This window comes from Falsirhodobacter algicola, assembly GCF_018279165.1.
Lineage (GTDB): Bacteria > Pseudomonadota > Alphaproteobacteria > Rhodobacterales > Rhodobacteraceae > Falsirhodobacter > Falsirhodobacter algicola.
Window position 1 is genome coordinate 975,763 of record NZ_CP047289.1, and the last position, 13,628, is coordinate 989,390.

Here is a 13,628-nt window from a genome sequence, read left to right on the forward strand (position 1 = left end):
GCCCTCAGCGGATGGGGTGGTGGACGGTCACCAGCTTGGTGCCGTCGGGAAAGGTCGCCTCGACCTGAATGGCGTGGATCATCTCGGGGATACCGGCCATGCACTGATCGGCCCGCAGGACATGGGCCCCGGCCTCCATCAGATCGGCCACGGAGCGGCCTTCGCGCGCGCCCTCCACCACGAAATCGGTGATCAGGGCCATCGCCTCGGGGTGGTTCAGCTTCACCCCCCGCTCCAGCCGGTTGCGCGCCACAATGGCGGCAAGGCTGACCATCAGCTTGTCCCGTTCCCTCGGCGTCAGATTCATCCCGTCCCCTTCAGACCTGCCAGACACGCGGCAGCGGCGCATCGCGCAGCGCCGTCAGCAGACTGGCCACCTGACGGCGCAGCGGCCAGCCATCCCCGGCCCGCATCCGCACCACCAGCTTTCCATCCCAGGCCGAGGCCGCAGCCTCCACCCCGTCCTGCGTCAGCGCGCCCCGCGCCCGCGTCAACGCATCTTCCGCACCCGGCCCCACCATGGCAAGGGTCGCAATGGCCCGCGCGCCCGCAAGACCCGCCGGTCCGGCCCGAAGTGCCTCATTATTCAGCGAAAGCCATTCGACGAAGGCGGGCTTTCCGTCCCGCCACACCTCGCGGCGGTCCGACAGGTGCAGATCGCGCACCACCTCGCCCATCGCCGCCCGGCCAAGGACCAACATCTCAAGGCAGATGCACCCGGCCCCCGGTGCAAGGTCGATGCGGGTCTCCCGGTCCAGCCCGGCCCGGTCGTAGACGATCGTTTCCTGCGGCAGCCAATCGAGCCAGCCTTCCACCCGATGCGCCACGCGCACGCGGGCCAGACCGCCGCCCGCATCATAGGCCCGCTCGGCCGTCTGGGTGGTGCCGGTCGCCCGGCCCGTCACATGCAGCGACAGATCGAGCCGGTCCCCGCCCGTCAGACCGCCCGAGGTGTTGAGGAACACGACCTCCGGCACGTCGCCTTCCACACGCGGAAGGATGGCCTTGGCCGATCCCTGCTGGCGCAGATCCACAAGCCGCGTACGACCGTCCCGCCATGCCAGCCCGGCATGGGCAAGGCCCTCGCTGCGTTCCATCCGTCGGTGCGTCATGCCGGTCATGCGCATCAGGCAGCACATCCGTGCCGCCCGATGCAAGCCGTATCGTCAGCGCGGGGCGTGCGCGACCGAAGCGATCTCCACCGCTTTGCCGGTGCGGGCCGATTCCTGCGCCGCCATGCCCATCGTCACGGCCCACCAGCCGTCGGACAGGCTGACCTCGGGGTCCTGACGGCCCTGCGCCGCCCGCACGAAGCCCTGATGCTGATAGAAGGTGGAGCCGTTGTGGTCCCCCGCTTCGAGCAGTTCGGGATCGACCGGCACGTCCAGCATGCGCGGGCCCTTGGGGTGGCGCGGCGAGACGATCACCTGCGGCACCGGCGGCTCGCCGAGATCGGACGGCCAGAACCGGCCCGGCCCCGGCACGAGGCATTCGATCTTGCCGCGCGGACCCACGGCCGAGATCTCTTCCTGATAGCGGGAGCCTTCGGCGAACATGCACAGCTCCAGCATGGCGCGCAGGCCGCTCTCGAACTCCACGATGACATAGGCGTTGTCCCAGATGTCCGGGGTTTCGCCGTTATAGGTCTCGTCGAGGTGGTTCACCGCCTGCCCGCTGCTGGCCATCACGCGGACCGGGTTGCAGCCCGCGATCAGGCGCATCAGGTCGAAGAAGTGGCAGCATTTCTCCACCAGCGTCCCGCCCGAGGTCGCGTTGAAGCGGTTCCAGTTGTTCACCTTGGCAAGGAACGGGAAGCGGTGCTCGCGGATGGTCAGCATCCGGACGCCGCCCGTTGCGGCCTCGGCCTCGCGGATGAGGTGGGCGACGGGGGGCATGTAGCGGTATTCCATCGCCACCCAGATCGGGGCGGGATAGGCGGCGCGCAGTTCGGCCAGACGCGGCGCATCGGCCGGATCGACGAACAGCGGCTTTTCCACCAGCACCGGCAGCGGACGGATGCGCGCGATCTCTTCCAGCTGTTGAAGGTGCATATGGTTGGGGCTGGCGATCAACAGGCAGTTCACGGCCTCGATCGCAAGAAGATCGGCCACCGAGGCGACCATCGTCGCCTCCGGCACGAAGCGCGCCGCTTCCGCCCGCATCCCCTCGTCGGGTTCGTAGACCGCAACGACCTCTGCCTCGGGAAGAAGGGCGATGTTGCGCAGATGCTCCTGCCCCATCATGCCGCAGCCGATCACGCCGTAACGAATTGTAGTCATGTTGGTTCTCCTCCTACTTCAGACGCGCGACATAGCGGACCCGCTCCGGGTCGAACCATGTGCGCGAAACTTCTGCCCGACGGTCATCCTGCGCCCAGCTGATCCGCGTGATGAACGGCACGGGCGTGCCCGGCGCATGCGGAAAGGCCGCGGGCGACCACTCGGGCACGCGGCCCTGACCGATGCTGTCCTCGGCGCGCACGATCCGCAGGTTCAGACGCGTGCGGTAGAACAGGTACAGCGATTCCATCAGATCGTCGGGGCCGATGGCGTCGATGTATCCCCCATCGAGCCAGATCTCCTCCACCGCGGCCAACTGGCCCGACAGGTAGCGCAGGCGCCGGATGCGGTGCCCCTCCGCGCTCGTCCCGAAGGCCGGCAGGTCCGCGTCCTTGGGGCAACGCTCCACCGACAGCACATCGGCCGTCGGAAGGCCGCCCCCCTCCACCAGTTCCAGCCGGAACATGGCATAGACGCTCTTGGGATCGGAGGCGGCGCGGACATAGTTGCCCGAGCCCTGACGCCGCTCCAGCATTCCCTTTTCGGCAAGGTCCTTCAGCGCTTGGCGCAGCGTGCCGACGGCGATGCCCAGACGGGCCGCCATCTCCCGCTCCGGCGGCAGGCGTTCCCCATCGATCAGCCGCCCTGCCGCGATGTCGCGAATCAGCATTTCGGAGATCTGCAAATAGAGTGGGAGGGAACCGCGAAGCGCCATGGAACCTTTGCCATCGCTTGATTGATACACGATTGATCTACATTATCGGCCATGTTACGCAAGTGGAAACTTGGATCCTGGGAGGAGATTCGATGACTATCGTTCCCGTCACCTCGGCCGATCTCGACGCGGCAGAGGTCAGCTGGTTTTCGGCACTGTGCTCGGACGACTACGAATATCTCGGCGTGCCTGAAGGCCGGCTGCGGTCCTCGTGGGAGCATTGTTCGGACATCGTGAAAACCGCGGAAAAGCACGGCTTCCGCAACATCCTGTGCCCGTCCTCCTATCAGGTCGGTCAGGACACGCTCAGCTTCGTGGCCGGCTGTGCGCCGATCACCGACCGCATCAACTTCCTCGCCGCGATCCGCTGCGGAGAGATGCAGCCGATCATGCTGGCGCGCACCGTCGCCACGCTCGATCACATGCTGAAGGGGCGGCTGACGCTGAACGTCATCTCCTCGGATTTCCCGGGTGAAGTCGCATCCAGCGCCTTCCGCTACAAGCGCAGCCACGAAGTGGTGGAGATCCTTCGCCAAGCCTGGACGCGCGACACGATCGACTTCGAGGGCGAGGTCTATCAGTTCAAGGGCGTTCCGACCGATCCGGCCCGCCCCTATCAGCAGAACGGCGGCCCGCTTCTCTATTTCGGCGGCTATTCCCCCGATGCGCTCGAACTCTGCGGCGCGCAATGCGACGTCTATCTGATGTGGCCCGAGACGAAGGACCAGCTTGCACAGCGCATGCGCGACGTGCACGCCCGCGCCGAGGCGCATGGCCGTACGCTCGATTACGGGCTGCGCGTCCATATGATCGTGCGCGACACCGAGGCCGAGGCCCGCGAATATGCCGACCATCTGGTCAGCAAGCTGGACGACGAGTTCGGGCAGCTGATCCGCAAGCGGGCGCATGATTCCGGCTCGCTCGGCGTGTCGCATCAGGCGCGCGCACGGGAACTGGCCGACAAGTTCGGCTATCTCGAACCCAACCTTTGGACGGGCGTCGGGCGGGCGCGGTCGGGCTGCGGCGCGGCCCTCGTCGGCTCGGTCGATCAGGTCATGACGCGGATCGAGGAATACCGGAAGATGGGCATCCGCGCCTTCATCTTCTCCGGCTATCCCCATATCGACGAGGCGGAGACCTTCGGCACCAAGGTGCTGCCGCAGCTCAAGACCTGCTCGCTGCCCCATGCCTATGGGCGCGTTCCTTCGGAAACGCCCGCAACCCCCCTCGGAAACGGAGAACGCCGCTGATGACGATGCAACGAGTGGATATGGGCACCATCAGCCTGTCGCGCCTGGTCTATGGCATGTGGCGCCTGGGTGACGATGCCGACACCTCGACCGCGCATGTGCAGGCCAAGATCGAGGCATGCCTCGAACAGGGCATCACGACGATGGATCAGGCCGACATCTATGGCGGCTACACCGCCGAAGCGATCCTCGGCGAGGCGCTGAAGGTCGCCCCCGCCCTGCGCGACAAGGTGGAGATCGTGACGAAATGCGACATCGTGGCCCCGATGGGCCGCTATGCCGATCGCCGCGTGAAATACTACGACACCTCGGCCGCGCATGTCGAAGCCTCGGTCGAAGCGTCGCTGCGCGACATGCACACCGACCGGATCGACCTTCTGCTGATCCACCGCCCCGATCCGCTGATGGATGCGGACGAAACGGGCGCCGTCCTGGACAAGCTGGTGCAATCGGGCAAGGTGCGCGCCGTCGGCGTGTCCAACTTCCGTCCGTGGGATTTCAAGCTGCTGCAAAGCCGCATGAAGACCCGCCTGGTCACCAACCAGATCGAGATCAGCCTTGCGGCGCACAACTCGCTGACGAATGGCGATCTGGCCTTCCTGCAAGAAGAGCGCGTGGTGCCGATGGCATGGTCGCCGCTGGGCGGTGGGCAACTCGTCTCCGGCAGCGCGACGCCGCTGACCGAACGTCTGGGCGCCATCGCATCCGCGCAGGGCGTGGACGTGTCGGCCGTGGCCGTGGCGTGGCTGCTGCGTCATCCGGCGGGGATCGTGCCGGTGATGGGCACCAACAATCTGGAGCGCATCCGCCGCATCGCCGATGCCGAACGTGTGGAGATGGACCGCCAGACGTGGTTCGAACTCTACACCGACGCGCTTGGTCACGAGGTTCCCTGATGGGCGCCCCGGTGGAGTTTCAGCCGGACGCTGCGGATACGCGGCGTCTGCGCGATGCGCTTGGCCGGTTCGCCACCGGCGTCACGGTCGTGACGATCGCCGGGCCGGACGGCCCGATGGGAATGACGGCGAACAGCTTTGCCAGCGTGTCGCTCGATCCGCCGTTGGTCCTGTGGTCGCCCGCCCGGTCCTCGGGCCGGTTCGAGCATTTCGCCAAGGCCAAGCATTACGCGATCCATGTGCTCTCGGCCGAGCAGGTCGCGCTTTGCCCCGCCTTTTCGCGCGGAGGAAGCGCGTTCGGCGGGCTGGACGTGACGATGAACGAACAGGGCGTGCCGCTCTTGGATGGTGCGCTGGCCCGGTTCGAATGCGAACAACACGCGACCCACGAAGGGGGCGATCATCTGATCGTCGTGGGCCGGGTGACGAAGGTGACGCTGCGGGAGGGAGAACCGCTGCTGTTTGCCGGGGGAAAGTTGGGACAGTTCTTGACCTTGGCCTGACACCCGACGAAACATTGCGGTACAGCCCCCGAGGGGACATCCGCAACTCTTGGGGAGGAGGAGTTACATGACGGCTTTGATTGCGCTGGCCCGTGCCGTGGCCGCGCTGAACGCCCTGCTGCTGTCAGCAGGCCGCATCTTGGGTGCGGCATGCATGGGGATCATGGTGATCGTGATCCTCGTGCAGGTGTTCTTCCGCTATGTCTTGGGCAGTGCCCTTGCATGGCCTGACGAAACATCGCGTTTCCTGATGCTGTGGCTGACCGGGATCATGGCGCCGACCGCCTTCCGGCGGGGCGGCTTCGTGGCGATCGGGATGGTCCAATCGCTGATGCCCCGCCTGATGGGGCAGATCGTGACGCTGGTGCTTCTGGTGGTGTCCGCGCTCGTGCTCTGGGTCGGTCTGCAGATCGGCTGGGCCGAGGTCACGGGCTTCAGCGGCCGCTTCGCGACCGTATCCATGAGCATCCCGACCAGCATCGACTTTTCCACATGGATGAAGGTTCCGCGCGCATGGATGATGGCCTCGCTTGCCGTCGGGGCGACGATGCTGTTCGTCGTGAACCTTGAACTGATCCTGCGCACGCTGATCGCCATGGCCGGAGGCAGCGAGCGTCTGCCCCTGATCCCCGAAGAACATACGCTGGGAGCGGAATGATGCTGACACTGTTCCTGCCGCTGTTTCTCGTCTTCCTGCTGCTGGGCCTGCCGATCGTCTTCGGCCTGATCGCCGCACCGGGCATCCTGCTGTGGCTGAACGGCCAAGAGCGCGACATCGTCCTGCTCTACCGCAACGTCTATTCCGGGATGGACAGCTTCCCGCTGATGGCGATCCCGTTCTTCATGCTCGCGGGCGAGCTGATGAACAAATCGGGCATCACCCTGCGTCTGGTGGAATTCAGCCAATCGCTGATCGGCCACTTCCGGGGCGGGCTCGCCCATGTGAACGTGCTGTCCTCCATGATGTTCGCGGGGCTTTCGGGCTCGGCCGTGGCCGATGTCTCGGCCTTGGGTTCGATGCTGATCCCGGCGATGGAGAAGCAGGGCTACACCCGCCGCTTCGCCGCCGCCGTGACCGCCGCGAGTTCCATCATCGGGCCGATCATTCCGCCGTCGGGCATCATGATCATCTACGCCTATGTGATGGGCGAAAGCGTCGCGGCGCTGTTCCTTGCGGGCATCCTGCCGGGGCTGCTGATCGGGGGCGCGCTGATGGCCGTCATCGCGATCATGGCCGACCGCTACAAGCTGCCTGCCGCGACCAAGCGCGCAAGCTGGGCCGACCGTGGCCGCGCCGCGATCAAGGCCTTCTGGCCGCTGATGACCCCCGTCATCATCATGGGCGGCATCCTTCTCGGTGTCTTCACCCCGACCGAGGCCGCCGCCATCGCCGCTGGTTACGCCGCGCTGGTGGGCCTGTTCGTGATGCGCACGCTGCGCTTCTCGGATCTGCCGGGCATCCTGACGCGCGCCGGGCTGACCTCGGCCGTGGTGCTGCTCTTGGTGGGCGCGGCCATGGCGTTCAAGACCGTCGCATCCCTGTCGCACACGCCGGAGATGTTGGCCTCGTTCATCCTTGGCCTGACGGACAATCCGCTGCTGCTGCTGTTCCTGATCAACGTGCTGCTGTTCATCGTCGGGATGTTCCTTGACGCCGGGCCGGCCATCATCATCCTTGGCCCGATCCTCGGTCCGATCTTCACCGCCATGGGGGTCGATTCGGTGCACTTCGCCATCATCATGGCCGTGAACCTGACCGTGGGCCTGCTGACGCCGCCGATGGGGCTGGTGCTGTTCGTCACCTCTTCGGTGTCACGGCTGTCGGTGGAGACGATTGCCCGCGCCACCCTGCCCTTCTTGGCGGTGGAGGTCGTGGTGCTGATGCTGATCACCTACGTTCCGGCGCTGACATTGACCATTCCGCGTCTGTTCGGCTTCATCCAATAATCTTCGACTACGTTTCAAGGGAGGAAACCATGTTCAAGACCACCATCACCTCGCTTCTGCTGGCCACCGTGCTGGCCGGCGCGGCCGGTGCGCAGCAGATCACCCTGCGCGCCACCGCCAACTCCAACGAACAAGACGAGGATTTCGACGGCCTCTCCGTGTTCAAGAGCTATGTGGAGAATGCCTCCAACGGCGAGATCGCCGTGGACATCTTCATGGGCACGCAGCTCTGCGCCACGGGCGAAGAGTGCTTGGCTGGTCTCGCCGATGGGTCGATCGACATCTACATGTCCACGTCGGGCGGTGTGGCGGGGATGTTCCCCTACCTTCAGGTGCTCGACCTGCCCTACCTGATGTCGGATGACCGGGTGGCCGAAGCCGTCCTGACCGGCGACTTCACCACCTATCTGCGCGACCGCACGCTGGAAGACAGCGGCGAGGCCGTGCGCCTGATGACCATCGGCAACACCGGCGGCTGGCGCAGCTTCGCCAACACCGAACGGCGCATCACCACGCCCGCCGACATGAAGGGCCTGAAACTGCGCGCCGTTCCCGCCGATCTGCCGCAAGAGCTGATCCGTCAGATGGGCGCGGCACCGACGCCGATCCCGTGGCCGGAACTCTTCACCTCGCTGCAGACGGGCGTGGTCGAAGGTACGGCGAACGGCATCACCGACATCATGTCGATGAAGTTCCCGGATGCGGGCCTGCGCTACATGACGCTGGATCAGCACAGCTATGTCGCGGCCTTCTGGTGGCTGTCGAACGCCCGCTTCCAAGAGATGACGGACGATCAGAAGAAGATCATCGTCGATGGCTTCTCGGCGCTGCAACAGGCGACCTTCGCCAGCCCGAAACGCAAGGAAATCAAGGCTTACGCCGATTTCCGCGCGGCGGGTGGTGACATCTACGTCCCCTCGGCCGAAGAGAAGGCCGCCTTCGTCGAAGCCGGCAAGCCGGTGCTCGACTGGTTCCGCGACAACGTCGATGGCGGCTCGGACGCGCTCGACACGTTCCAAAGCGCCATCGAGGCCGCTCAGACGAAAGTCGACGAAGAGCGCGCCGCCGAAATGCGCTGACACCTTGGCCCGCGGCGGTTTGCCCCGCCGCGGGTCTCTTGACGTTGGGGTATGGGGCCCCACCTGCCGGACATGAACGACATGCTTCGGACCGCGGCCACCGCACCATTCCCCACCGGCCCCGCGCCGCGACCGCCGGACGGTGCCCTTCCCGCATCCTTGATCGGTGGCGCATGATCCGGACCCTCCTCCTTCTGACACTCGGCGCGCTTCCGGCCCTTGGGCAAACGCCCGATCTGCCGGCCATCAGCGTCGTGCCCGTAGAGATGCAGCGGATGACCGAACGGGTCATCGCGTCCGGCCTTGTTCAGCCGGTGAACCGGATCGACCTCTATCCCCTGATCGACGGCCAACCCGTCGAGGCACTTCTGGCCGATCTTGGCGACCGGGTGGAGGTGGGCGCGGTTCTGGCGCGCCTGTCCACCGACGCGCTGGAATTGCAGCGCAGCCGGATCGTGGCGCAGCGTGCCTCGGCCGTCGCCTCCGTCGCCCAAGCGCGGGCGGGCCTTGCCGAGGCGCAGGCTGCCGAGGCCGAGGCACAGGGCGCCGCAAGCCGCGCCCGCGAACTCGCCGCCCGCAATGCCGCATCGGCCGCCACACTGGAACAGGCCCTTGCGAACGCCGCCTCCGCCACCGCGCGGGTCGAAAGCGCGCGCCAATCCATCGCCGCCGCCGAGGCCGAGGTTCAGGTCGCCGAGGCGCAATTGGCCGACCTCGATCTGCAGGTGGCGCGGGCCGAGGTGCGCGCCCCGCAATCCGGCCTCGTCATCGAACGGAACGCGGTGGTCGGTGCCGTCTCCTCGGCCGGGGCAGCACCTATGTTCGTGCTGGCCGAGGACGGCGCGCTGGAACTGCGGGCCGAGGTTGCCGAGCCCGATCTTCTGCGGCTTCGCCCCGGCCAGCCCGCCCGCCTGACCACCGCCACCGGCGACACGATCGACGGAGAGGTTCGTCTGATCGAGCCGCAGATCGACGCCGACACCCGCCTTGGCCATGTCCGCATCGCCGCCGCCGCGCCGCTGCTGCGCCCCGGCATGTTCCTTCGGGCCGCGATCGTCACGGCGGACCGCACGGCGCCCTCGCTTCCGCTGACGGCGGTCGGCATGGGGCCGGACGGGGCCTATGCGATGCAATCTGATGACGGCACGGTGCGCCGCCGCCCCGTGACGACCGGGATCCGCGACACGGACCGGGTGGAGATCACCTCCGGTCTTGCGCCCGGCGACAAGGTGGTGGCGCGGGCCGGGGCCTTCGTGCGCGACGGGGATCGCATCGCGCCGGTGGACCCTTGAGATGAACATCTCCGCATGGGCGATCCGCAGCCCGATCGCGCCGATCCTTGCGTTCATCATCCTCGTCGTGCTGGGGCTACAGAGTTTCTCCTCCCTCCCCGTCACGCGCTTTCCGAACATCGACGTGCCCATCGTGGCCGTCACCGTTGCGCAGGACGGCGCCGCCCCCGGCGAGATGGAGCAGCAGATCACCCAAGAGGTGGAGGATGCCGTCGCGGGCATTCCGGGGATCGAGGATCTGATCTCCACCGTGACGGATGGCCAAAGCCGCACCGTCATCCGGTTCGAGATGAATGTGCCGACCGATCGCGCGGTGCAGGACGTGAAGGACCGCATCGACCGCATCCGCACCAACCTGCCCGCCGATATCGAGACGCCCATCGTCAACCGCGTGGATGTGGAGGGGCAGGCGATCCTGACCTATGCCGTGTCGGACCCGGCGCTGACGCTGGCGGAACTGTCGCGCCTCGTGGATGACACGATCCGCCGCGCCCTTCAGGGGCAAAGCGGCGTCGGTCAGGTGGATCGTTTCGGAGGTGCCGACCGCGAGGTGCAGGTGACGCTCGATCCCGTGCGGCTGGACGGTTTCGGGATCACGGCGGCCGAGGTCAGCGATCAGCTTGCCGCCTCCAACGCCGATCTGGGCGGCGGGCGGGCCGAGCTTGCGGGCGGCGAACAGACGATCCGAGCCCTTGGCGATGCGGGCGATGTGGCGCAACTGGCGGCGACGATGATCGCCCTGCCGACGGGCGGCTTCGTGCGCCTTCGGGATCTGGGGCATGTGGAGGATACTCATGCCGAGCTGCGATCCTTCTCGAAGATCGACGGGCAACCCGTTGTGACCTTTTCGGTTTTCCGCGCGCAGGGGGCGTCCGAGGTCTCGGTGGACCGGACCGTGGAAACCACCTTGGCCCGGATCGAGGCGGAGCATCCGACCCTGCGGATCGTCAAGGTCGACGACATGGTTGACTACACCTACAGCAATTACGAAACCGCGCTGCACACCCTGGTGGAGGGGGCGGTTCTGGCCGTCCTCGTGGTGCTGGCCTTTCTGCGCAACTGGCGCGCGACGGCGATCGCGGCGGTCGCGCTGCCGCTCTCGGCGATCCCGACCTTCTGGGCGATGGATCTGCTTGGATTCTCGCTGAACCTCGTCAGCTTCCTTGCGATCACGCTTGCGACCGGCATCCTCGTCGATGATGCGATCGTGGAGGTGGAGAACATCGCCCGCCACATGCGCATGGGCAAGACGCCCTACCGCGCCGCGATCGACGCCGCGGACGAGATCGGCCTTGCCGTCATCGCGACCACGCTGACCATCGTCGCCGTCTTTGCCCCAGTGTCGTTCATGCCCGGCATTCCGGGGCAGTATTTCCGCCAGTTCGGGCTGACGGTGGCGATTGCGGTGCTGTTTTCGCTGCTGGTGGCGCGGCTGATCACGCCGATGATGGCCGCCTATCTGATGCGCCCCTCCGACAGCCATGCCGAGGCGGAGCGGGATGGCCCGATCATGCGCGCCTATCTGCGGACGATCCACGTCACGCTGCGCTGGCGCTATTCGACGATGATCGGGGCGGTGGGCGTGCTGCTCGTCTCCGTGCATTTCATGCTGCAGATCCCCGGCAGCTTCATGCCGCCCGAGGATGTGGGCCGTATTCCCATCAGCGTGGAACTGCCCCCCGGCAGCGCCCTTGCCGATACCGAGGCCGCGACCGACCGTATCACGGACGACATCGCGGCGGTGGACGGGGTGCGCGCGGTCTTCGTCTTGGGCGGCTCTTCCCCGACGGGGGATCTGGCGGTGCGGCGCGCCTCCGTGACGGTGCTGCTCGATCCCTTGGCGGATGGGCTGATGGACCGGCTCTATCGGCTGGTGCCGGGACTGCCGCACCTCCTTCCCGTTCCGGACGGTCGCCTGCGTCCGCAGGCCGCGATCGAGACGGAGATCTTCGCCCGCATTGCCCGCATCCCCGACCTGCGCGCCTTCAAGCTGAACGACCGTGGGGAACGGGATGTGTCCTTCTCGGTTCTCGCCGAGGATCAGGATTCGCTGAACGAGGCCGTGGCCCGGCTGGAGGCCGCACTGCGGGCGGAACCGGCGCTGGCCGATGTCGCCTCCGAAGGGGCGCTGCCCCGGCCCGAAGTGCATATCCGCCCCCGACCCGACGAAGCCGCCCGCCTTGGCGTGACCGCGAGCGCGATCGCCCAAACGGTCCGCGTGGCCACCTTGGGCGATTTCGACGCGCGCCTTGCGGAAATCTCCTTGGATGACCGGCAGGTGCCGATCCGCCTGCGCCTGCCCGATGCGGTGCGCGGCGATCTGGCCGCGCTGGCGGCGCTGCGGGTGCCGGCCCGGTCCGGCAGCGTACCGCTGAATACGGTGGCCGACATCGCCGTCGGCCAAGGCCCCGCCGAAGTGGACCGCTTCGACCGCCAGCGCCGCGCCGTGATCGGCGCGAACCTGCCCGAAGGGGTCGCCCTCGGCACCGCAACCGAGCGGTTCCGCGCCGTCGCCCAAGCCGTGGACCTGCCGCCCGGCGTCCGCCTTCTGGAGGCGGGCGATGCCGAGGTGCAGGCCGATCTGCAACAAAGCTTCGTCAATGCCATGATCATGGGCCTGATGCTGGTGCTTGCGGTGCTGATCCTGCTGTTCCGCTCGGTCGTGCAGCCCTTGACGATCCTGCTGTCCCTGCCGCTGGCGGTGGGGGGCGTGGCGGCGGCGTTGATCCTGACGGGGTCGGCCCTGTCGATGCCCGTGCTGATCGGCATTCTGATGTTGATGGGGATCGTGACGAAGAACGCGATCCTGCTGATCGATTTCGCTATCGAGATGAAGGCCGCGGGCATGGACCGCCTGAAGGCCGTGATGGAGGCGGGCCACAAACGCGCCCGCCCCATCGTGATGACCTCCATCGCGATGTCGGCGGGAATGCTACCCTCGGCACTTGGCGTGGGGGCCGGCGGCTCCTTCCGCTCGCCCATGGCGGTTGCGGTGATCGGCGGGATCATCATGTCCACCGTGCTGAGCCTCGTGGTCGTGCCGTCGTTCTTCCTGATCATGGACGATCTGTCGCGGCTTCTGACCCGCATCTTCGCCCCCATCATCGGCCCGCGCGAGGAAGAGCCCGAGGATGACCTCAGGGCAAGGATGACGGCGCTGGAGGGGCGCCTTCCGCCGGAAGACTAGATTGAAGGGTGGCGATCCACCCCTCTGCCCGCGCCCGTTCAGCCGCCGGAAGCGACGGCAGGAAGCGCGCCCGTACGAAGACCGTCATCCGGGTGCCGCCTTCCGCCGGGCGCAGGCGGACCGAGGTGAAGGTCGGCAGGCCCAGCAGCGCCGAACGGGTGATCCATGTGCGATGGAACCCTTCGCCCGCGAAGGGCGCGGTGCGCGGGGTGTGGCGGGCGACCGCCTCCAGCCGCGCGGCCACCTGATCGGGCGGGACCGGCAGGAACACCCCCTCCCCGCGCAGCAGCATGTGGTTCGGGCGCGCGGGCCTGCGGACGGTGTCGGGGTCCACATGCCATTCGTGGGAATCCGACGGCGCATAACGCAGAAAGGCCCAGAGCACGGCCACCGCCACGGCAAGCAGGGTCAGAACGTCCGCGAAACTCATCTGCGATCTCCATCGACGTGAAAGGCGGATATAGGTGTCCCGCCCCTATC

General features: G+C 67.0%; 13 protein-coding genes. 8 read left to right on the forward strand and 5 right to left on the reverse strand.

Annotated features, from left to right (window positions below):
- Positions 1-4: 4 nt before the first annotated feature.
- Genes GR316_RS04905 through GR316_RS04920 form a run of 4 tightly spaced genes read right to left on the reverse strand, consistent with a single transcriptional unit; the run spans position 5 to position 2,994 of the window.
- Positions 5-307 carry an urease subunit gamma gene (locus GR316_RS04905; protein WP_211784915.1) on the reverse strand — a complete coding sequence of 101 codons (303 nt, stop codon included), beginning with the start codon at positions 305-307 and terminating at the stop codon, positions 5-7.
- Between the two features lie 10 nt (positions 308-317).
- Entirely contained in the window at positions 318-1,121 is an 804-nt protein-coding gene (locus GR316_RS04910) for an urease accessory protein UreD (RefSeq protein ID WP_211784916.1), read from the reverse strand.
- A 45-nt stretch (positions 1,122-1,166) separates the two neighbouring features.
- On the reverse strand, positions 1,167-2,279 hold the full coding sequence (locus GR316_RS04915; protein WP_211784917.1) for a Gfo/Idh/MocA family protein: 1,113 nt from the start codon (positions 2,277-2,279) through the stop codon (positions 1,167-1,169).
- A 13-nt stretch (positions 2,280-2,292) separates the two neighbouring features.
- Positions 2,293-2,994, reverse strand: a complete 702-nt coding sequence (locus GR316_RS04920) for a GntR family transcriptional regulator (protein ID WP_211784918.1) — start codon at positions 2,992-2,994, stop codon at positions 2,293-2,295.
- A 92-nt stretch (positions 2,995-3,086) separates the two neighbouring features.
- Here GR316_RS04920 and GR316_RS04925 point away from each other — a divergent pair, with 92 nt between their 5' ends.
- From GR316_RS04925 to GR316_RS04960, 8 genes are all read left to right on the forward strand, one after another.
- Positions 3,087-4,244, forward strand: a complete 1,158-nt coding sequence (locus tag GR316_RS04925; RefSeq protein ID WP_211784919.1) for an LLM class flavin-dependent oxidoreductase — start codon at positions 3,087-3,089, stop codon at positions 4,242-4,244.
- A gap of 5 nt (positions 4,245-4,249) precedes the next feature.
- Entirely contained in the window at positions 4,250-5,140 is an 891-nt protein-coding gene (locus tag GR316_RS04930; protein ID WP_211785112.1) for an aldo/keto reductase, read from the forward strand.
- The gene (locus tag GR316_RS04935) at positions 5,140-5,643 is read left to right on the forward strand and encodes a flavin reductase family protein (protein WP_211784920.1); all 504 of its coding nucleotides are present in this window, start codon (positions 5,140-5,142) and stop codon (positions 5,641-5,643) included. Before GR316_RS04930 ends, GR316_RS04935 begins: the two co-directional genes overlap by 1 nt.
- Positions 5,644-5,710: 67 nt before the next feature.
- The gene (locus GR316_RS04940) at positions 5,711-6,301 is read left to right on the forward strand and encodes a TRAP transporter small permease (protein WP_211784921.1); all 591 of its coding nucleotides are present in this window, start codon (positions 5,711-5,713) and stop codon (positions 6,299-6,301) included.
- Positions 6,301-7,590, forward strand: coding sequence for a TRAP transporter large permease (locus GR316_RS04945; RefSeq protein ID WP_211785113.1), 1,290 nt, complete (start codon positions 6,301-6,303; stop codon positions 7,588-7,590). Before GR316_RS04940 ends, GR316_RS04945 begins: the two co-directional genes overlap by 1 nt.
- A gap of 29 nt (positions 7,591-7,619) precedes the next feature.
- Positions 7,620-8,669 (forward strand): TRAP transporter substrate-binding protein, encoded by a 1,050-nt coding sequence (locus GR316_RS04950; RefSeq protein WP_211784922.1) that lies wholly within the window; start codon positions 7,620-7,622, stop codon positions 8,667-8,669.
- 173 nt (positions 8,670-8,842) lie between these two features.
- Complete coding sequence (locus GR316_RS04955) at positions 8,843-9,961, forward strand: efflux RND transporter periplasmic adaptor subunit (RefSeq protein WP_211784923.1); 1,119 nt, start codon at positions 8,843-8,845, stop codon at positions 9,959-9,961.
- 1 nt (position 9,962) lies between these two features.
- Positions 9,963-13,148: an efflux RND transporter permease subunit gene (locus GR316_RS04960; RefSeq protein WP_211784924.1), complete on the forward strand. Its 3,186-nt coding sequence runs from the start codon at positions 9,963-9,965 to the stop codon at positions 13,146-13,148.
- Here GR316_RS04960 and GR316_RS04965 read toward each other — a convergent pair.
- Positions 13,099-13,578, reverse strand: a complete 480-nt coding sequence (locus GR316_RS04965) for a DUF1499 domain-containing protein (protein ID WP_211784925.1) — start codon at positions 13,576-13,578, stop codon at positions 13,099-13,101. The genes GR316_RS04960 and GR316_RS04965 overlap by 50 nt on opposite strands.
- Positions 13,579-13,628 lie beyond the last annotated feature (50 nt).

Coding starts and splice junctions, on each gene's coding strand:
- GR316_RS04905 (WP_211784915.1), bottom strand. CDS start 307: ATGAATCTGACGCCGAGGGAACGGGACAAGCTGATGGTCAGCCTTGCC.
- GR316_RS04910 (WP_211784916.1), bottom strand. CDS start 1,121: ATGACCGGCATGACGCACCGACGGATGGAACGCAGCGAGGGCCTTGCC.
- GR316_RS04915 (WP_211784917.1), bottom strand. CDS start 2,279: ATGACTACAATTCGTTACGGCGTGATCGGCTGCGGCATGATGGGGCAG.
- GR316_RS04920 (WP_211784918.1), bottom strand. CDS start 2,994: ATGGCGCTTCGCGGTTCCCTCCCACTCTATTTGCAGATCTCCGAAATG.
- GR316_RS04925 (WP_211784919.1), top strand. CDS start 3,087: ATGACTATCGTTCCCGTCACCTCGGCCGATCTCGACGCGGCAGAGGTC.
- GR316_RS04930 (WP_211785112.1), top strand. CDS start 4,250: ATGCAACGAGTGGATATGGGCACCATCAGCCTGTCGCGCCTGGTCTAT.
- GR316_RS04935 (WP_211784920.1), top strand. CDS start 5,140: ATGGGCGCCCCGGTGGAGTTTCAGCCGGACGCTGCGGATACGCGGCGT.
- GR316_RS04940 (WP_211784921.1), top strand. CDS start 5,711: ATGACGGCTTTGATTGCGCTGGCCCGTGCCGTGGCCGCGCTGAACGCC.
- GR316_RS04945 (WP_211785113.1), top strand. CDS start 6,301: ATGCTGACACTGTTCCTGCCGCTGTTTCTCGTCTTCCTGCTGCTGGGC.
- GR316_RS04950 (WP_211784922.1), top strand. CDS start 7,620: ATGTTCAAGACCACCATCACCTCGCTTCTGCTGGCCACCGTGCTGGCC.
- GR316_RS04955 (WP_211784923.1), top strand. CDS start 8,843: ATGATCCGGACCCTCCTCCTTCTGACACTCGGCGCGCTTCCGGCCCTT.
- GR316_RS04960 (WP_211784924.1), top strand. CDS start 9,963: ATGAACATCTCCGCATGGGCGATCCGCAGCCCGATCGCGCCGATCCTT.
- GR316_RS04965 (WP_211784925.1), bottom strand. CDS start 13,578: ATGAGTTTCGCGGACGTTCTGACCCTGCTTGCCGTGGCGGTGGCCGTG.